Origin of the sequence: Klebsiella grimontii, from assembly GCF_900200035.1 — a bacterium.
GTDB lineage: Bacteria > Pseudomonadota > Gammaproteobacteria > Enterobacterales > Enterobacteriaceae > Klebsiella > Klebsiella grimontii.
The window spans coordinates 26058-44299 of sequence record NZ_FZTC01000045.1 but is presented as its reverse complement, the minus strand read 5'-3'; the positions used below and the strand labels follow the sequence as shown (position 1 = coordinate 44299).

Here is an 18242-nt window from a genome sequence, read left to right as displayed (position 1 = left end):
AAAGTAAACGATACAGCCCCGATCTTAACGATTGGGGCTTTTTTTATTTCCTTTGTACTCGTGTACTGGTACAGTGCGTCACGTTGATAACAACAAAAGTATTTTCGACTGGAGATTTCGGCAAATGGCGACACTTACCACTACGGCAACCCGACCGTCCTTGTTTGGCGGCGTAGTGATTATTGGCGGGACGATTATTGGGGCGGGGATGTTCTCACTGCCGGTTGTGATGTCCGGCGCGTGGTTCTTCTGGTCTCTGGCGGCGCTGGTTTTTACCTGGTTTTGTATGCTTCACTCCGGGTTAATGATCCTCGAAGCGAACCTGAATTATCGCATTGGCTCCAGCTTCGATACCATTACCAAAGATTTGCTCGGTAAGGGCTGGAATCTGCTTAACGGCGTGTCGATCGCCTTTGTGCTTTATATTCTGACTTACGCCTATATCTCCGCCAGCGGCTCGATCCTGCACCATACGTTTAGCGAAATGTCGCTGAACGTCCCGGCAAGGGCGGCAGGTTTTGGTTTTGCCCTGCTGGTGGCGTTTATCGTCTGGATGAGTACCAAAGCGGTGAGCCGCATGACGGCCATTGTGCTCGGGGCGAAGGTTATTACTTTCTTTCTGACCTTTGGCAGCCTGTTGGGACACGTTCAGCCGACCACCCTGTTTAACGTTGCTGAAAAGAATGCCTCGTATCTGCCCTACCTGCTGATGACGCTGCCGTTCTGCCTCGCGTCCTTCGGCTATCACGGCAATGTGCCGAGCCTGATGAAGTACTACGGCAAAGATCCGCGCACAATCGTTAAGTGCCTGGTTTACGGTACGCTGCTGGCGCTGGGTCTGTACGTGGTGTGGCTGCTGGTGACGATGGGCAATATCCCTCGTCCGGAGTTTATCGGTATCGCGCAGAAGGGGGGCAATATTGATGTCCTGGTCCAGGCGCTCAGCGGGGTACTGAATAGCCGGAGTCTGGATCTGCTGTTAGTGATCTTCTCAAACTTTGCCGTAGCCAGCTCATTCCTTGGCGTCACTCTCGGCCTGTTTGATTATCTGGCGGATCTTTTCGGTTTCGACGACTCCGCGCTGGGACGCTTTAAAACCGCGATTTTCACCTTTGTCCCGCCAATGGTGGGCGGCCTGCTGTGGCCGAACGGGTTCCTCTACGCGATCGGCTATGCGGGTCTGGCGGCGACCATCTGGGCGGCAATCGTACCGGCGCTGCTGGCTCGCGCATCGCGTAAACGCTTTGGCAGCCCATTGTTTCGCGTTTGGGGCGGAAAGCCGATGATTGCTTTGGTCCTGCTGTTTGGTCTGGGCAACGTGATTGTGCATTTCCTGTCGAGCTTTAATGTATTACCCACCTATCAATAATTGAATTTTCCGCTGAGCCAGATTTAACGATCTGGCTCAAAAAATATTTTCTTTATTTCTCTTACTATGAATATTGTCTTGAATAAGGGAATATTTATATGCTGAATAACGATATTACTCTGCGGAAGCTCGAGATTTTCCTTAGCTATATGGAGTCGATGAATATATCAAAAACTGCAGAGCTAATGAACATTTCATCCGTTAGCGTTCATCGCGCGCTTCATTCGCTGGAAGATAATTTACGCTGTCCTTTGTTTACCCATAATGGCCGCAATCTTTATCCTTTACCTGGCGCATGGGTTATGCAAAAGGAAGCGCGGGAAGTCATTAATGCACTGGAACGCTGTATTTATCTTACCCGTAAGGCTTCGGGGTATCATTCTCAGGTTTTACGTTTAGGGCTACTTTATTCGCTAGTGTTAAAAACCGCACCGCAAATTGTTCAGGGATTGAAAAAACGCTGCCCGGAACTGACCATTGAATTTATCATGAACTCTAATAAGAAATTATTAGAAGCGCTTAATGAAGAGAAGATTGATGCGGTTCTGATATCGACTCCCGATGATTATAACGCCCAGTTATTTGAGACATGGACCATATTCTCTGATTCCATCTACCTTGCAGTTCCGGTAACCGAAGCGGATAGCTTATCGACCCCCGTAGATTTACGGCATCTGCAAAATAAAAAGTTTATTGCCTTGAGCGAAGGCTTCGCGACCTGGCGAGGATTTCAGGAGGCCTTTCAGATTGCTGGATTTACGCCCGACATTACCGTCCGGGTACATGATATTTTTTCACTGATGAGTATGGTGAATGCCGGCATGGGCTATACCTTAATTCCGGGGAGGATGCGCGGCCTGTTCAGTAACGGCATTCGCCTGCTGCCGCTGCAGGAGCCCTATCGAATGGAACAGGAAATTTCGCTGGTCTTCCCGCGTAGCCAGGAAAATCAGCCGGGTCTGCTGTCCTTACTAGCCGAGTGCCGTATGTACGCCAGACAGCTTATGATGGAGAAAAGCGAGACAGAGAAAACCCCGTAAGCTCATGACTCAATCGCTGATAGACCACGCTTTCGCCGTAGATAGCGACGGCAAGCCACTTTGGATTACTGACTAAGGCTATTTTTATTCTCATCCGATCGCCATTGATGCTGTTCGCTAAAGCATGGGTCAGCGCCTGATGGCTGACCTGACATAACGTAAAAATGGCCGATTCCTGGCGCGTAATTATCTGATGCTTAAACGCGCAGCCGATGATACAGCGCTGTAGTTTATTTTTTATTTCATCCGATGTCCCGGTCATAAAAACAAAACCCACCTTATGTTCGGGCTTATCCGCTAATAGCTTCTGGCGAAAATTATCTTCGTCTTCTTGCGTACAAAGTGAGGCCAGAAGCGCGATTTGCCCAGGTTTCATGCGCTGAAATGAGTACATTGAACATCCCTTGCGCCTGCTGCATCACAGCAGGCGTCCGTCATTAAAAGAAGGGGGTTAAAGAGAGATAGAGGGCCGAAGGGGCCAGCAGACAGCCAAGGCCGGTATAAAAGGTTGCCGTCATTGCGCCATAGGGAACGAGTTTCGGGTCCGTGGCCGCCAGACCCGCGGCGACTCCGCTGGTGGAGCCCATTAGCCCGCCGTAGACGATAGCGGCGGCAGGCGAGTTCAGGCCCGCGGCTTTCGCTACCAGCGGCGTTAAGATCATGACGGCAATAGACTTAATCACGCCGGCGGCGATGCTCAGCGCGATAACATCCGAGCTTGCGCCAAGCGCTGCGCCGGTTACCGGGCCGACGATGAAGGTTACGGCCCCCGCGCCAATGGTCGCCATGCTGATGGCGTCGGTATAGCCAAAAGCCCAGGCGACAATCGCCCCGAGATAAAAAGAGAGCACCGTCGAGATAACCAGCGCCAGCGCGCCAGCCATGCCGGCTTTTTTCAGTTCTTCAAGCTTAACGCCGAAGGCGGTGGAAATGATGGCGAAATCGCGGAACATACCGCCGCCCATCAGCGCAATACCGCTAAACAAGCTGATATCGGCCAGACCTTTTTTACCGCCGGTCAGTTCCCCGCCAAGCCAGGCCAGCAGCAATCCGGCGACGATGGCAATAGCTGAGCTGTGGATCTTGCCGCGAAGCAGATGCGTTGAGATCCAGCTTGCGGCCCAGCATACGATACCCACCACGACAAAAGCGGTAATCAAACCGTTGCTGGTGAAGCTACCGGTTAGAATCTTTGTCAGCTGTTCCATTATTTACACTCCTCGCTAACGGCGGAGCTTTCCTGATGGTCGCGACCGCCGATTTTGCTCAAAGGCTTAATCAGCAGAAAACCAATAAAAACGGCGCCAACGCCGGCAATCAAGGCAACCGGACCGCCTTTAAGGGCGGCGATAACGTTCTGGTTTGCCGACATAGCGACGACAATCGGGATATACATTGCATTCCAGAAACCTACCCCCTGTTCCGCAGGCTTGGAGAGCAATCCTTTATCCACTAATTTTTGTGACACGATAACTAAAAACAGCATCGCGAAGCCGATGCCGCCGATATTGGCGGAAATACCCAAGACCAGGCCAAGAAGATCGCCCACGATTAGCCCGGCGAACATGCACAGTCCCATTAACATCAATCCGTAAATAATCATGATGTTTCTCTTTGTCTATCCATACTAAAAGCGAATTACACAACGCGGGTTGATAATGCCCGCGTTGGAGAAATGACAAAAAATTAATCAGCGGCTTTTAGCATAGCGCGTTTTTATTTGCGGACATTCGTAAGAACACAGGTTTGCTCAGTCACTATGATTTATCATATCAGCAAGCAAAATGCTTACTGATATGACATTAACATAGAAATAATCTCACAATAGAATGTCGCATTGTTTTTTTAATTAAATGCGTGTTAACTCACTTTACTCTGCAATAATTTCAAATAACACCATGCCTGGGTTGACGCGGTCTCCGGTATTGAGTGACAGCGTTTTTAATATACCCGTCTCCGGCGAGGCGACCGGCATTTTCATTTTCATGGCTTCGAGCACAATCACCACCTGGCCTTTTTCGATTTTATCCCCGGCAGCGGCTTTTACTTCATCGACCACACCCGGGACTTTTGATTTAACTTCAGACATATTAGATTCCTTTTTGATGTATTTAACAGAGATATGTTCTCATTGCTGCCGTGACCTGCTGTCGCGATCTTAATTGAACATCATCCTCTCCTTTAGCCAGCAGAGTTGCGCTTCCGCTGAACCACTCTTTGATATTGATTGCGTATCCGTCAGCTAAACCAATCTCGCCATCAATACGTAACTGAAATTGCTCTTCGGTATGACGTAAACAGGCCCAGCATGCGTTGAGTTCGCCTGGCGCGGTGGGGATAACGCGAATATCCAGATCCGAGTGGGCATCGCTCCATCGCCACGGCGTGGCCATTTCCAGCCCTACCGAACCCCAGACCCCGAGCTGGAGCCCGGGCCAGCGCCATGCCTGGCGCAAGGCATGAAATGCGCCTATCGCATTAGTGCGCTCTGCAATGGAGAGCGATGCCGTTTGCTCTGGGGTTGAGTAACGTGTTATCGCTGATAACGCCGCTTCAGTGGCCAGACGCACTCGCTGCCCTTGCCAGCGCAGTGGGAAAGAGAACCCAAGCGGAACACTATTCTCACTCCGCAGGCCGCGACGTACGATGCCCGGTAGCGATCCGCTGAGCAGATATTCCCGCGCTTGCTGCCGCAATACGGCAGGAAGGTGGCCGAATTCATCCTCCAGCTGCGCCGCGATTTCATCCAGCGTCGAAGGCTCCAGCCAGCACAGGGTATGTCGTTGCAGGGCGGTCATCGCGCTTTACACCAGGCAGGATCGTTTTTCGCCTGCCGCTGTAAATCCCGCTGGGACTGCAGCAGAGCGTCAAACTGGGCCGTTGCCTGCGGACCGATAATATCGATGGGCGCAACGCCTGCGGTACATTCGCCGGGAACCGCCTTTGGCCAGAGGCGAATATGGGTGGCCGTGGCCTCGGTTATCAGCTGCGTTGACACGTGGCAAACGCGTCCCTTAATACGCAAAATCGTCCGTGCGGTGCGCTCCACGATCTCCCGATGCCGCGCGGTGGTCGCCATGACCACCATGTCGTATTCCGGCGTGGTGCGCTGGCGCTTCCAGGTCTGGATTTTGCCCTGCGGATTGCAGAGATGTCCGCCGGCGGCGACGGGAAAGCTGTCGCCGGTTGGTAAACCGCCAACGATCGCTTCCCGCCAGTCTCCGCCCTGCGGAGCGGGAACCAGCGAAATATCTTCGCGTAGCGGGATGCCATCAAGCGTCAGCCAGCCGAATTCCTGACAGCCATACATATCGTGCAGCGCATAACCCAGAGAAGCCGCCAGCGGAACCAGCGCTTCATCCAGCGGCGTGCCGGCCGTTATCAGCGTCAGCTTTTTCGGCAGCCTGTCCGCCAGCTCCATCTTCAGCGCCTGCTCCAGGGTGGCGCGTAAAAAAGAGGACTCGCCCACCACCGCGTCCGGCGGCTGCCGGCACAGGGCGATCAGCAGCGCGTCCCGGCAGGAGCGGGATAAAAACGACCAGCGAAGGCCGCTCTCATCCAGCGCCTGGCGGGTAAACACGTTGACCAGCGGCGCGTAGGTCACCAGCACCTGCTGCCCTGCGGTTACGCCACATGCCGCCAGCGCGCGCTTTCCGGCGGCGGTGCGCAGCGCCAGTTCATCGTGCGTGACGCCGACGATATTCTGAAACGCGCTGCTGCCGGTGGTGAAGGTGACCAGCGCCAGGTTAAGCGGCGTATGGATCTCTTCAATCACGTGCGCCGCCGTTGGGCCGGCAATGCCTTTGTCCTCCAGCGTCCGGCGCGGCATCTCTTGCAGAGAGGGAATGCCGGGCTGGGCCTCAAGAAGCCATTCAAGCGTGGCGATGGGATCGTTCATCTCACTTTTCCCCTGGATCAGCCGGGCTGATAACGCGCCGCGACGTGCTGATACTCTTCGCGCATCTGCGCCAGAATCACGCCGCGGGCTTTCCTGCCGCCGCGTTCCTCGCCAGAGATGCCGCGCCCCTGCGGACCGGTGGCCTGAATACCCGCAGCCTGTTTCTGCTGGCGTACTTCAGCGATATGTCGAACGATCGCCTCTTTCATCGCCGGGATGGTTTTGATTAACTCTTCCACGCCGCCCAGCTGCCAGAAAAACTCCGGACCTGCCGCAAAGACCGGGTTGCTACGGGAGAGTTCGCTCAGCCGCTCGACGTCCTGACGCGTAATGCGCGCGATGCTGCTCAGCGGCATCACGTGGATCATGGTGCCGAATTCCGAGGTCAGACTGAGGATATGGTCGGCCTGCAGCCCGTGGCACAGGAACGCGCCGCTGATGGCGCGGCCAATCACCATGGCGATAATCGGGTGCCCGGCATGGCGCGCTTCGGCCAGCGCCAGCTGGTATGCGCCGGTCGCTTTATTCATACCGATAATCTCTTCCAGCTTGCCTGGTCCGTTCCCTGGCGTGTCGACAATCAGCACCAGCGGACGCTTCTCGCTCGCAGGTTTGTCTTTATCCATCGCCAGCGTGCGGTAGACCGCCAGCGCCATTTTATAGCCCTCTTCGAGACCGATTATCCCGGCGTAAACCACCGGAAAACGCGGGTTGAAGGTCATGGCGTCGTTGGCGATCACCGTGCAGGTTTCGCCGTTGATCCGCGCGCTGCCGACGACCGCGCCGGGGCCGTAGTCGTCGCAGGGGAGGTTAAGTTGCTCAAGGGCGTTTTCGGCAAAACTGCCTTCATCGACAATCAGGTCGATGGCTGCGCGCCCCTGACCGAGTAAATTTTCCATCATACTTCCTCCACGGACAGGCGTTGGACATTGCTCAGAAAGGTCTCCAGGCTCATATCAACCAGCGATTGCGGCACTGAATTTCCCGCCGCAGCCCAGACATCGCGCGCGTCGGTTGGCGCAAGTTCGTTGATTTTTTGCGTCAGCGCCATCTGTGCGCGGACTTTCGCCTCGCTGCCGATCCGGCGCATCGCTTCAATCTCAGGCCACGGCAGGTCGGCAATCAGTGAAGCCTGCTGGTGGAAGGCCGCCAGCGAATCGGCAATCAGGTAGTTGCAGTCGCCGACGATATATTTGTGCTTGCCGCCGGTAGTGCGGAACACCAGGGCGCGATCCGAGGCGTCAAATTCGCTACGACCCATCTCCTGCTCAATGACTTCCGGGCCGGTGAGTCCGAGACGGCCCGACTCGCTCATGACGATCAGATCGGTGGCGGCGGCGACAAAGCCCATACCGCCGAAGCAGCCGATCTTGCTGCCGATCAGCGCCACCACAGGTACGCGGCCGCGCAGGATTTGCAGCATATCCATGCACTCGGCGTGCGCCAGCAGCCCGGCGTTGGCCTCGTGCAGGCGTACGCCGCCGGTTTCAAACGAGATGAGCACGATGGGACGGCGGGCCGGATCGTTAGTTTGCGCCGCCAGCTCGTCGGCCAGCATCAGCGCGCCGACCATCTTTGCGCCGCCAACCTCACCAACGGAGCCGCCGATAAAACGTCCTTCCTGCGAGATAACGATGGTCGGATGCTGGCCGAGCAGGCCAATACCGGTCACCACGCCGTCATCAAACTCTACCGCTTCGCCCAGTACCGGCAGATGCGGACTAATCCGTTTCGCCGTCGGACCGATCAGTTCGGTAAACGAGCCTTTATCCACCAACCCTTCGGCGCGAACGCGGGCGCTGGCTTCCAGAAAACGCAGATCACTCATGATGGTTTTCCCCCGGAATTGCCTGTTGTAATGCTTGCTGAAGGCGTAACGCCACCACGGCAGGCGTCGCGTTGTTATCATTGATGCTGACCTGCATATCGCCCAGCGGACCGTTGTCTAAAAAGCGGGTGAGGACGATTTTCCAGATGGCGTCGAACCCGGTGACCGGCGTACAAATGCTGATGTCGATTCCGCCTGCCAGGGCTTTAGGTTCCAGCAACACTTCCAGATCGCCAGAGCCTACGATGCCGCAGTGCACGGTTTGCGGCAGAGACGGACGGTCGCTTTTACCGCTGAAATGATGTGATATTTGATGTAGAGCCATTTGCTATTCCCTTACCAGTTACGGAATCGAGCAGGAGGGTTGTACAGTCCGCCGGACCACTCGACCAAATCGCGAATACTCTTCGCCGCCAGCATCTGGCGGTTGGCGCGGCGTCTGTCGATGCCTAAATCTTCCGGCGTCTGCACAATGCCCGCATCGCGTAGCGCTTGCGTTTGCGCCGGGTCGGCGGCGAGGCCGATATCGGTGTAGCCCGCCACGGCGCGAATGGCCGCCATCCGCTGCTCCAGCCCATCGCAGCGGTGCAGGTGGGCAATACCTTCTTCGGTGAGCACGTGGGTGACGTCGTCGGCGTAAACCATTACCGGCGGCAGGGCGAGACCGGCTTTTTCCGCCAGTTCCCAGGCGTCCAGTTTGTCGACGAAGGCGGGCTGGCGTTTCTCGCGGAAGGTCTCCTGCATCTGGACCACCAGGCGTTTGCCGCGCGGCATATCGCCGATTAGCTGCTGCTGAGTCGCATTGAACTCTTCGCCGCATTTGAGCCAGGATTGAGTGACGTGGCGGCGGCCTTTGGCATCGCAGCCCATATTCGGCGCGCCGCCAAAACCGGAAACGCGGCTGGCGGTAGCGGTGCTGCTGTTGCCGTACTTATCGATTTGCAGCGTGCCGCCGATAAACATATCCAGCGCATAGTGTCCGGCGGCCTGGGCGAAGGCGCGGTTTGAGCGCAGAGTGCCGTCCTGGCCGATGTAAAACACATCCGGGCGCTCGGCGACGTATTTTTCCATTCCCAGCTCGCCGCCGAAGCAGTGAACGGACTGGATCCATCCGCTCTCGATCGCCGGGATCAGCGTCGGATGCGGGTTCAGCACCATGTGGGTACACACTTTGCCTTTCAGCCCCAGCTCTTCGCCGTAGGTGGGCAGCAGCAGTTCAATGGCGGCGGTGAAGAAGCCGATGCCGTGGTTAATGCGCTCGACGCCGTATTCGGCGTAGATCCCTTTGAGCGCCATCATCGCCATCAGCACGTGGGTATCGGTGATCAGCGCCGGATCGCGAGTGAACAGGGGTTCAACGTAGAACGGGCGCGGCGCTTCAATAACCGCGTTCACCCAGTCGCCGGGAATATCGACGCGCGGCACTTTATCGACGATCTTGTTCACCTGGGCTATCACGATCCCCTGGCGGAAGTGGGTCGCTTCAGCGATTACCGGCGTGTCTTCGGTGTTAAAGCCGGTGTAGAGGTTGCCGTCTTTGTCGGCGGCAAAGGCGGTGATCAGCGAGACTCGCGGAGTGAGATCGACAAAGTAGCGGCTGAACAGCTCCAGATAGGTGTGGATCGCCCCGAGCTTGATCTTGCCCTGCTGAATAAGCTGCGCGAGGCGGCCATCCTGCGGGCCGGCGTAGGCGAAGTCGAGCTTTTCGGCAATGCCCTTCTCGAACAGATCGAGGTGCGTACTGAGCGGCACGGAAGACTGCACCATATGCAGGCCGGAAATTTTTTCCGGGTCCACTTTGCACAGGCATTCGGCGAGAAAATCCGCCTGCTTCTGGTTGTTGCCCTCAATATTGACGCGATCAAAGCGGCGGATCGCCGCCTCCAGCACCGCGACGGTATCTTTAGCATCAATAATCTTGCCATCGCGGAAATACGGCGCCAGAAGGCTCAGGCGCTGCGCCGTGTCATCCTTAAGTTGATGCCAGTTGTGCTCTTTAAGCATGTTTTTACTCCCTTATTTCAGCAGGAATAGCGTGGAGATAAAGACCCCGGTGGCGATGGCCGAAACGATCAGGCCGCTGACGCCAGCGCCCATGGCCAGCGGCAGAATGACGGCGTAGGGGTTTTCATGGCTGACTTCTTTCTGCGCGATTTTGGCGGTGGTCGGCAGGCACGAAACCCCGGCGATGCCAATGGCCGGGTTGTAGCGTCCTTTCGAGATAAGCCAGATAAACCAGCCGCCGAGCAGGGCGCCGATTGCCGAGATAGCCAGCGCGCCAATACCGAGAATCAGAATGATGCCGACTTTCGGGTCAAGAATGGTTTGCGCTTCGCACAGCGTGCCGAGCAGCAGGCCGAGAAACAGCGTCGCGGTATAAGTCAGGGTGGTCTCCAGCAGCTTCTGGAACGGTTCGATCTCCGCTTCTTTAATCGCGATCCCGAGGAAGAATGAGAGGATCAGCGGCGCGGCGACCGGCAACAGCAGGCACAGCAGCAGGCAGGCGCAGATGGTGAAGATGAACTTCGCTTTTTTTGATACGGTGGGATATTCGATATCCACTTCCATCCCGCGGTACTTTTTCGGTACCAGCAGGCGCACCAGATACGGATAGCCGGCGTAGGTCAGGCTCAGATACAGGTAGGCGATAATGGCAATGGGGACAAACAGATTCGGCGCCAGAATCAAGGAGGCGAAGAGCACCATCGGGCCGTCGGCGCCGCCGATGGTCGCAATAGAAGCCGCTTCGTTAGCCGGGAGGCCAAATACTTCTATTCCCAGCAGCAGTGCGGCGAAGGTACCCGCTTCGGCGAACAGCGCAACGATGATGCTGGCCCAGGGGCGGAGCAGAATAAAGCTGATATCGCTCATCGCACCGATGCCGAAGAAAACGATACAGGCGATCAGGCCGTTACTGAAGGTCAGGTTATAAACCGGCTGCAGGAAGTTTATCTGCATAATGTTAACCAGCTCGGTAGGGTCGCTGATCATCGGGTCGAGAATTAAGGTGCCGGTTTGCCCGCCCGCGAGAAAGAGCACCCCGGCGTTAACGGCAATCATGCCTAAGCCCATCGGCACCATAATCAGCGGTTCGAGGGTGCGGCGAAAACCCATCCACGCCAGGACAAAACCCAGAATAATTAATAATATTCGCGCAATGGCTATTGTGGGATCTTCAATAAAAAAGGTACCAATGCCCGAAAAGAGCTTAATAAAGATATCCATAAAATATATTCCTGATAACGCATAAAAAGAGGCGTATTAGTCGTCGGTAATATTCAGCTTATTCATGACTCTATTAACGCCAACAATGACTCCGACCACGGCAAAAGAAATAACAATCGTCATGGCATAAGTTAATAATGTATATAAATAGATACTCATATCTCTTCCTCGTTAGGGTCCTCTTGCAATTGATGGCAAAGAAAGTACATCGCCAGGGTCAGCGCTAATAAATCTGCCGACCCGCCCGGACTGACCCATTTGTCCACGCACCAGGCATTAAATTCGTTGAGCTCATGTTCTATGCCGGGGTGGCTCATTCCTCCCAGGTTGACCAGGCGCTGCGCGCGCTGTTTCATTTCGTGCAGCGCAGGGGGACCTGCGCGCGAAAGTACCGTCGTATCATCGCAGTGCGCCATTAGCGCGAGCAGCGTATGTACCAGTGCTTCACGCCAGCTAAATCTCAGCGAGAGCGCCTGGCGCAGGGCTGGGAGACCAATATGGCAGACCAGCGGAAAGCCCCGTTCGGCCTCGCCGCGCACGCCGGTGATACCAAATTGCAGATACAGTTTTTCACCGTGAGTTTGCGCGGAACGATGGGCGAGCGCGGCGAAATCGTTGCGGCAGAGATCGAGGCACAGCCCGGCGACGCACTGGCTTAATGACTCGCTGGAAAGCGGCTGTCTCCGACCTTTTAGCCAGCCGGCGGCGGCGGCCAGAACGGCTCCGGCAAAGAGTATGCCGCGCTGAGTATTTATCTCGCGGGTGGATTGCAGCAGCCTGGATTCGTATTCAATACCGATAAGACGTATTTTGGGAAATAAATCTGCCAGCTCGCCCTGATGATATTCACCGGCCTGCGCGCAAGCATAAAAACAGGGCGCTATGGCAGAGCTACTGGTAATAAAAAGCCATATATCCATATCGTCATGCGCGCCCTGCGAGTGCGGCGTCACCAGGCCGGGTTTCGGCCAGGCGCAAACTTCCATTAATAGCGCTTTTAATAAACACTCACCGATCCTTATTGCATTGGCGGTTGGTTGGCTCATGGCGATTCTCTTTGACGCGTGCATTTATGAAAAGTAAAACAAGAGAGAAAGTAACATCGCTTTTTTTAGAGAACAATTACGCTCGGGGTAACGTAATTACGCTTAACGTAACCAGATGAGGGAAAAGGCGTGAGAAGAATGAGGTGGGTCACAGATTGTCATTCAGGCGGAAAAAAATGCGGCAAAAATGCCGCATTGCTCACTATCCGAGAAGCGCTTCTTTCACCTGCATCGCCAAATCAAATGAATGCAGGCGGGCCTGATGATCGAAGATTTGACCGTTAACCATGATTTCATCGGCCTGGGTTTCCCGCAGGATCGATTCCAGCCCGTGGCGGATTTTGGTTTTATTGCCGACCAGCGACATGCTCAGCGCCTTTTGCACGCCGTACTGCTCTGAAGCGGACCACAGCTGATGCATATTTTGCACCGGCGGCGGCAGCTGCCCGGTTTCGCCGCGGCGCAGTTTGACGAACGCCTGCTGCACGGAGGTAAACAGAAACTCCGCATCTCTGTCGCTGTCGGCGGCAATAATATTGATGCACACCATCGCGTACGGCTTCTCTAACCGTTCTGACGGCTGGAAGTGAGTGCGGTAGAGGTGCAGGGCCTGGAAAAGCATATCCGGGGCGAAGTGCGAGGCAAAGGCGAACGGCAGCCCAAGCTGCGCCGCCAGCTGGGCGCTGTACAGGCTTGAGCCGAGCAGCCAGACCGGGATCTTCTCGCCATAGCCGGGAACCGGGCGCACGTGCGGATTAGGATCGCGGGCGTCGAACCAGTCCACCAGCTCCGCGACATCGCGCGGGAAGTTATCGACATCGCCGCTCATATGGCGACGCAGCGCGCGCATGGTAGGCTGATCGCTGCCCGGCGCGCGGCCAAGGCCGAGATCGATTCGTCCTGGGTACAGCGTATTGAGCGTGCCGAACTGCTCGGCAATCACCAGCGGCGAATGGTTTGGCAGCATCACGCCGCCGGAGCCAAGATGCAGAGTGGTGGTATTCGCGGCAAGGTAGCCAATCAGCACCGAAGTCGCGGCGCTGGCGATACCGACCATATTATGGTGCTCGGCCAGCCAGTAGCGGTGATAGCCGCGCTTTTCCGCCAGCTGCGCCAGGTCTAAAGAGTGGGAGAAGGCTTCCTTTGCGGAAGACCCCTGCGGGATCGGCGCCAGATCGAGCACCGAGAACGAAACAGGTTTGTCAGTCATAAAGGCTCACTTTGCTACAGCATCGTCATCAGATTGAAGGTCTTCTTCCAGCCTGGCGTATCCAGGATACGCCTGCCAGAAAAGCTGCATCTTTAATAGTGCATTAAAAAGCAGCGATAGCCATTAACAAAGTGAGCGGTTAATCAGCTCTGCAATTCCAGTCCGGCCAGCCGTCGCCAGTAGCCGTTGCAGTCGCTGTTCGCCGTCAGCGACAGCGGCGCTGCGCCGTTTTCATTGGCGCGGAAGGCGTCCAGCATCGCAAAGGTCTCGCTGCCCAACGGCGATAGGCGAACCATATCCACCAGCCCGTTCATGGTGTTGAGCTCATTCCCGAGGTTATAGACGTAGCCGCTCATGGTCTGAATGCCGTTGAGGACGAACACCTGCTGGTTCTCCTGTGAGAGCACGTCGCGCCCGTTAGGGTATTTAATGCAGCAGGTTTCACACTCATCTTTTGGCCGGTCTTCCGAGCGGGCGGTAAAGCAGCGGGCGGAGTAAGCCAGCGGCAGGTGGCCGTAGCTGAGCACCTCCACTTCAAACTGATGGCGGATGCCCAGGTCGTCACACTGGGTCAGCAAGTTCGCCAGCCAGTCGCGGGAAAGCTCAACTGGCATACACCAGCGCACCATGCCTTGCTTGAGCAGCAGGCGCAGGGTGACGGCGTTGTAGCAGTTGAGCGCATGGCCGGCGACGAACGGCAGCTTACGTTCCGCGCACAGGTTGACGACTCCGAGATCGCTGGCTTCAATCAGAAACTCGCCGTTATCGACATAGCGTTTAAGTTCGCCCAGCTCAGAGGAGGCCTGCACCAGCGCGAGGGTGGAAAGCACCACCTGTTTACCGCTTCCCGCCAGCGCTTTCGCCATCTCGATCCAGTCGCCGACTTTGGTGGCGCGGCGTTTGCTGCATACCGCTTCGCCGAGGTAAATCGTATCCGCGCTGCAGTTTGCCGCCTGCTGGTAAAAATCTTCCAGCGTCTCTTTTGGCCAGTAATAAAGCACCGGCCCTAATGAATATTTCATTGCTGTTCTCACTGCCATTTACGGTGATAAGCGCCAAGGGTGGTTTGCGTCCCTTCGGACATGGAACCGAGGGTTTCCATCCACGCGGACTGCGGCACGAAGTTTTGCGGATCGGCTTTGCAGCGATCGATCGCCTGACGCCAGACCTTCGCCACCTGGGTGACGTAGGCCGGGCTGCGCTGGCGGCCTTCAATTTTCACCGAGGCAATATTTGCCGCCATCAGTTCCGGCAGCAGCTCCAGGGTGTTCAGGCTGGTGGGCTCTTCCAGCGCGTGGTAGCGCTCGCCGTCGACCAGATAACGCCCCTTGCAGAGGGTGGGATAACCGGCGTTTTCACCATCCCGGTAGCGGTCGATCAACACTTCGTTAAGGCGTGATTCCAGGCCCTGCGGCGTTTGCTGCCAGCGCACGAAGCGCGCCGGCGAACAGGCGCCAACGGTATTCGGCGATTCGCCGGTGAGGTAGGAGGAAAGGTAGCAGCGTCCTTCCGCCATAATGCACAGGCTGCCGAAGGCGAAAACCTCCAGCGGCACAGGCGTGTTGCGCGCCAGCTGTTTGACCTGGTGAATCGACAGCACGCGCGGCAGCACCACGCGGGCGACGTCGAAATTGCGATGATAAAACTTCACCGCCTCTTCGTTGGTGGCCGAAGCCTGAACGGAAACGTGACGCTCAATATGCGGGTAACGCTCGGCGGCGTATTCCAGCATCGCGATATCGGCGAGGATTAGCGCATCGGCGCCCAGCTGCGCCGCCATGTCGACCGCGCGTTGCCAGCGGGCATAACCATCAGGATGGGCGAAGGTGTTGATGGCAATATGCAGTTTGCGACGATGCTGATGCACAAAGCTGACGGCTTCCTGCAGTTTCTTTTCGGTGAAATTAAGGCCGGCAAAGTGGCGGGCGTTGGTGTCATCTTTCAGCCCGATATAGACGGCATCGGCGCCGTTTTCGATGGCCGCCTTAAGCGCCGGAAGGTTACCGGCTGGGCAGAGCAGCTCCATAATTTTTCCTGAAAAATGCGGCCCGTCAGGGACGCTGGATGGTTAATGAGCTGGGATTTTAGTTAACCTTCTGGTGACAATTTTTGATTTGAGGCAGTTAAAAGCGTATTGGCGGAATCAATACCAGCGGCCCGGCATCGTGATTTTGTTGATTTACGCCGCTATGTCGTTTATTTGATATGGCACAATAGAGGAACTATTGCATTCATGGAGTAAAGCTTGTGTTGGATAAACTGCGTTCCAAACTGGTTCACTTTGGCCCGTCGATGATGAGCGTGCCGGTTAAGCTGGCGCCATTTGCCCTCAAGCGCCAGGTGCTGGAACAAGTATTAAGCTGGCAATTTCGCCAGGCGCTGGCGGATGGGGAACTGGATTTTCTCGAGGGGCGCTGGTTAAGTATTCATGTGCGCGACATCGGTCTGCTGTGGTATACCTCGGTGGTTGATGGGCGTCTGGTGGTCAGTCCTGCGGCCGAAGCGGACGTCAGCTTCAGCGCCGACGCCAGCGACCTGCTGATGATTGCGGCGCGTAAGCAGGATCCGGATACGCTGTTCTTCCAGCGTCGCCTGGTTATCGAAGGCGATACCGAGCTGGGACTGTATGTAAAAAACCTGATGGATGCCATTGAGCTGGAGCAGATGCCGAAGGCGCTGCGCATCATGCTGCTGCAGCTGGCGGACTTTGTTGAAGCTGGCCTGAAAGGCCCGCAGAAACCTGAACAGACATCGGTAGGTGAGGCATGCTGATTCGAGTAGAGATTGGGATTGATGCGCCGGGAATCGATGCTTTATTGCGTCGTACCTTTGGCGGCGACGCGGAAGCGCAGCTGGTGCACAGTCTACGTGAAGATGGCCTGATCACGCTGGGCGTGGTGGCGACGGATGACGAAGGTCAGGTCGTAGGCTACGTGGCCTTTAGCCCGGTCGCCGTCGAAGGCGAAGAGCTGCAGTGGGTCGGACTGGCTCCGCTGGCGGTCGATGAAAGCTACCGCGGTCAGGGCATCGGGCGTCAGTTGGTCTATGAAGGGCTTGATTCCCTGAACGAGTTTGGCTATGCCGCCGTCGTGACGCTTGGCGATCCGGCGCTCTATGGCCGTCTGGGCTTTGAACCGGCGGCGCGTTTCGATCTGCGCTGCCGCTGGCCCAATAGCGCCGAGGCTTTCCAGGTTCATCGTCTGGCCGATAACGCGCTTGATGGCGTCAGCGGGCTGGTCGAATATAGCGACCACTTTAATCGCTTCTGAGGCTTTCAAGCAGCGCCTCAAATGAACCGTCCCCGGCAACGAGGCGCTCTTTCTGGCGCTTCGTTAGCTGCTTGATACGATATTCAAGACGCAACGCTAGTGAGCGTTCACCAACTTCCTTGCTAAAGGCCAGTTGAAGCTCTCCTTTGCCACGCAGCGCTTTCGCGCCCCTGCCGTCCTGGTGCTGGCAAAAGCGGCGTGCGACATCGGTGGTAATCCCGGTATAGAGGCGATTATCGGCGGTACGAATCAGATAGAGAAACCAGCACACGGTACAGAGATCGCTATGTTAAGGTGTGAGCACCATAACATACTGGAGAGTAAAGATGGATACGCTCGCTGCTATCAGCCGCTGGCTGGGCAAACAGCACGTCGTCACCTGGTGCGTCGCCCGCGATGACGAGCTATGGTGCGCCAACGCCTTTTACGTCTATGACCCGCAGCAGGTCGCATTTTATCTGCTCAGCGATGAAAAAACGCGCCACGGCCAAATGACCGGGGAAGGCGCCAACGTAGCCGGGACGGTCAACGGGCAGCCGAAAACCGTCGCGCTGATCCGCGGCGTGCAGTTTAAAGGCAAAATTCGCCGCCTGGCCGGGGAAGAAGAGGCGGCGATGCGTAAGCGCTACGTTAGCCGTTTTCCGGTGGCCCGCATGCTATCGGTGCCCGTCTGGGAGATTCGACCCGATGAGATCAAGTTCACCGATAACACGCTGGGCTTTGGTAAAAAGCTGCACTGGCTGCGTGAATCAGGCGCCGAGCAGGCGTAAGGCTTCACGATTAAACGCCGGCAGGTCGTCCGGGGTTCGGCTGGTTACCAGCTGCTCGTTGTCGATAACCACTTCCTGGTCATAGAATTCGCCGCCGGCGTTTTTCACGTCGATAATGATAGGTTTCACGGCCGTCAGCTTACGCCCGCGAATCACATCGGCGCTAATCAACAGCTGCGGACCGTGGCAGATGGCGAAGACCGGTTTGCCGCTGTTGACAAAATCGCGGGTGAAGGTGACAAAGCGTTCGTCGCCGCGCAGCGAGTCTGGTGAATATCCGCCCGGCAGCAGTAAGGCGTCAAAGTCCGCAGGGCTGACGTCATCAATGGCTTTATCGATAACGACTTCGGCTTCCCCTTTTTTCCCTTTTACCTTCTTCCCCCCCTGTTTTTCAATCGTGACCACCTCGTGGCCGGCAAGACGGTAGGCGTCAGCCGGTGAGGTAAATTCTGAATCTTCAAAGTCGTCGGTAATTAATACGGCTATCTTCTTACTCATTCTTCCTCCAGTGTTTCGGTGTGGAATGAGGCATTTCCCTGATGATGATGGATAATTACCTCGTAGAGTATTAAGCCTGGAACATGAGC

The 18242-nt window shown here is 56.1% G+C and carries 22 protein-coding genes; 5 read left to right on the top strand and 17 right to left on the bottom strand.

Annotated elements, in window-relative coordinates; all coding sequences use genetic code 11:
• Positions 1-124: 124 nt before the first annotated feature.
• The gene (gene mtr, locus KOSB73_RS27565) at positions 125-1369 is read left to right on the top strand and encodes a tryptophan permease (RefSeq protein WP_024358748.1); all 1245 of its coding nucleotides are present in this window, start codon (positions 125-127) and stop codon (positions 1367-1369) included.
• A 98-nt stretch (positions 1370-1467) separates the two neighbouring features.
• Positions 1468-2409, top strand: a complete 942-nt coding sequence (locus tag KOSB73_RS27560) for a LysR family transcriptional regulator (protein ID WP_004139823.1) — start codon at positions 1468-1470, stop codon at positions 2407-2409.
• Here the strand turns inward: KOSB73_RS27560 and KOSB73_RS27555 are convergent.
• The 15 genes from KOSB73_RS27555 to ubiU all read right to left on the bottom strand — a co-directional run bounded on the left by KOSB73_RS27555 (position 2372) and on the right by ubiU (position 15642).
• Positions 2372-2803, bottom strand: a complete 432-nt coding sequence (locus KOSB73_RS27555) for a HutP family protein (protein ID WP_004139824.1) — start codon at positions 2801-2803, stop codon at positions 2372-2374. The genes KOSB73_RS27560 and KOSB73_RS27555 overlap by 38 nt on opposite strands.
• A 43-nt stretch (positions 2804-2846) precedes the next feature.
• Positions 2847-3617, bottom strand: coding sequence for a malonate transporter subunit MadM (gene madM, locus KOSB73_RS27550; RefSeq protein WP_004139827.1), 771 nt, complete (start codon positions 3615-3617; stop codon positions 2847-2849).
• Positions 3617-4012 carry a malonate transporter subunit MadL gene (madL, locus tag KOSB73_RS27545; protein WP_024358747.1) on the bottom strand — a complete coding sequence of 132 codons (396 nt, stop codon included), beginning with the start codon at positions 4010-4012 and terminating at the stop codon, positions 3617-3619. Before madL ends, madM begins: the two co-directional genes overlap by 1 nt.
• 267 nt (positions 4013-4279) lie before the next feature.
• The gene (locus tag KOSB73_RS27540; protein WP_004139836.1) at positions 4280-4498 is read right to left on the bottom strand and encodes an acyl-CoA carboxylase biotin carboxyl carrier protein subunit; all 219 of its coding nucleotides are present in this window, start codon (positions 4496-4498) and stop codon (positions 4280-4282) included.
• A gap of 22 nt (positions 4499-4520) precedes the next feature.
• Entirely contained in the window at positions 4521-5207 is a 687-nt protein-coding gene (gene mdcG / locus KOSB73_RS27535; protein ID WP_024358746.1) for a malonate decarboxylase holo-[acyl-carrier-protein] synthase, read from the bottom strand.
• The gene (locus KOSB73_RS27530; RefSeq protein WP_098141344.1) at positions 5204-6307 is read right to left on the bottom strand and encodes an acyl carrier protein; all 1104 of its coding nucleotides are present in this window, start codon (positions 6305-6307) and stop codon (positions 5204-5206) included. The genes mdcG and KOSB73_RS27530 overlap by 4 nt, the downstream gene beginning before the upstream one ends.
• Before the next feature lie 17 nt (positions 6308-6324).
• Positions 6325-7206, bottom strand: coding sequence for a biotin-independent malonate decarboxylase subunit gamma (gene mdcE / locus KOSB73_RS31370; protein ID WP_004139842.1), 882 nt, complete (start codon positions 7204-7206; stop codon positions 6325-6327).
• On the bottom strand, positions 7206-8135 hold the full coding sequence (locus KOSB73_RS31365; protein WP_098141342.1) for a biotin-independent malonate decarboxylase subunit beta: 930 nt from the start codon (positions 8133-8135) through the stop codon (positions 7206-7208). Before KOSB73_RS31365 ends, mdcE begins: the two co-directional genes overlap by 1 nt.
• Complete coding sequence (mdcC, locus tag KOSB73_RS27515; RefSeq protein WP_024358743.1) at positions 8128-8460, bottom strand: malonate decarboxylase acyl carrier protein; 333 nt, start codon at positions 8458-8460, stop codon at positions 8128-8130. Before mdcC ends, KOSB73_RS31365 begins: the two co-directional genes overlap by 8 nt.
• 11 nt (positions 8461-8471) lie before the next feature.
• Positions 8472-10139, bottom strand: coding sequence for a malonate decarboxylase subunit alpha (mdcA, locus tag KOSB73_RS27510; RefSeq protein WP_098141340.1), 1668 nt, complete (start codon positions 10137-10139; stop codon positions 8472-8474).
• A gap of 12 nt (positions 10140-10151) precedes the next feature.
• Positions 10152-11360, bottom strand: a complete 1209-nt coding sequence (madB, locus tag KOSB73_RS27505) for a Na+-transporting malonate decarboxylase, carboxybiotin decarboxylase subunit (RefSeq protein ID WP_024358741.1) — start codon at positions 11358-11360, stop codon at positions 10152-10154.
• Between the two features lie 155 nt (positions 11361-11515).
• Entirely contained in the window at positions 11516-12406 is an 891-nt protein-coding gene (locus tag KOSB73_RS27500; protein WP_024358740.1) for a triphosphoribosyl-dephospho-CoA synthase, read from the bottom strand.
• A gap of 202 nt (positions 12407-12608) precedes the next feature.
• On the bottom strand, positions 12609-13616 hold the full coding sequence (locus KOSB73_RS27495; RefSeq protein ID WP_098141339.1) for a luciferase-like monooxygenase: 1008 nt from the start codon (positions 13614-13616) through the stop codon (positions 12609-12611).
• Between the two features lie 143 nt (positions 13617-13759).
• Positions 13760-14638, bottom strand: a complete 879-nt coding sequence (locus KOSB73_RS27490; RefSeq protein WP_024358738.1) for a U32 family peptidase — start codon at positions 14636-14638, stop codon at positions 13760-13762.
• Positions 14639-14646: 8 nt separating this feature from the next.
• Complete coding sequence (gene ubiU, locus KOSB73_RS27485) at positions 14647-15642, bottom strand: ubiquinone anaerobic biosynthesis protein UbiU (RefSeq protein ID WP_024358737.1); 996 nt, start codon at positions 15640-15642, stop codon at positions 14647-14649.
• Between the two features lie 221 nt (positions 15643-15863).
• Between ubiU and ubiT the strand changes: the two genes are divergently transcribed.
• Entirely contained in the window at positions 15864-16388 is a 525-nt protein-coding gene (gene ubiT, locus KOSB73_RS27480; protein WP_004125595.1) for a ubiquinone anaerobic biosynthesis accessory factor UbiT, read from the top strand.
• Positions 16382-16885 (top strand): GNAT family N-acetyltransferase, encoded by a 504-nt coding sequence (locus KOSB73_RS27475; RefSeq protein WP_064362764.1) that lies wholly within the window; start codon positions 16382-16384, stop codon positions 16883-16885. Before ubiT ends, KOSB73_RS27475 begins: the two co-directional genes overlap by 7 nt.
• Here the strand turns inward: KOSB73_RS27475 and KOSB73_RS27470 are convergent.
• Positions 16872-17156 (bottom strand): GIY-YIG nuclease family protein, encoded by a 285-nt coding sequence (locus KOSB73_RS27470; protein ID WP_004139877.1) that lies wholly within the window; start codon positions 17154-17156, stop codon positions 16872-16874. The two genes, KOSB73_RS27475 and KOSB73_RS27470, sit on opposite strands and share 14 nt — an antisense overlap.
• Positions 17157-17211: 55 nt before the next feature.
• Here KOSB73_RS27470 and KOSB73_RS27465 point away from each other — a divergent pair, with 55 nt between their 5' ends.
• Positions 17212-17655: a YhbP family protein gene (locus KOSB73_RS27465; RefSeq protein WP_098141337.1), complete on the top strand. Its 444-nt coding sequence runs from the start codon at positions 17212-17214 to the stop codon at positions 17653-17655.
• On the opposite strand, the gene KOSB73_RS27460 is transcribed toward KOSB73_RS27465, so the two are convergent.
• Positions 17635-18153, bottom strand: a complete 519-nt coding sequence (locus tag KOSB73_RS27460; protein WP_098141335.1) for a type 1 glutamine amidotransferase domain-containing protein — start codon at positions 18151-18153, stop codon at positions 17635-17637. The genes KOSB73_RS27465 and KOSB73_RS27460 overlap by 21 nt on opposite strands.
• Positions 18154-18242 lie beyond the last annotated feature (89 nt).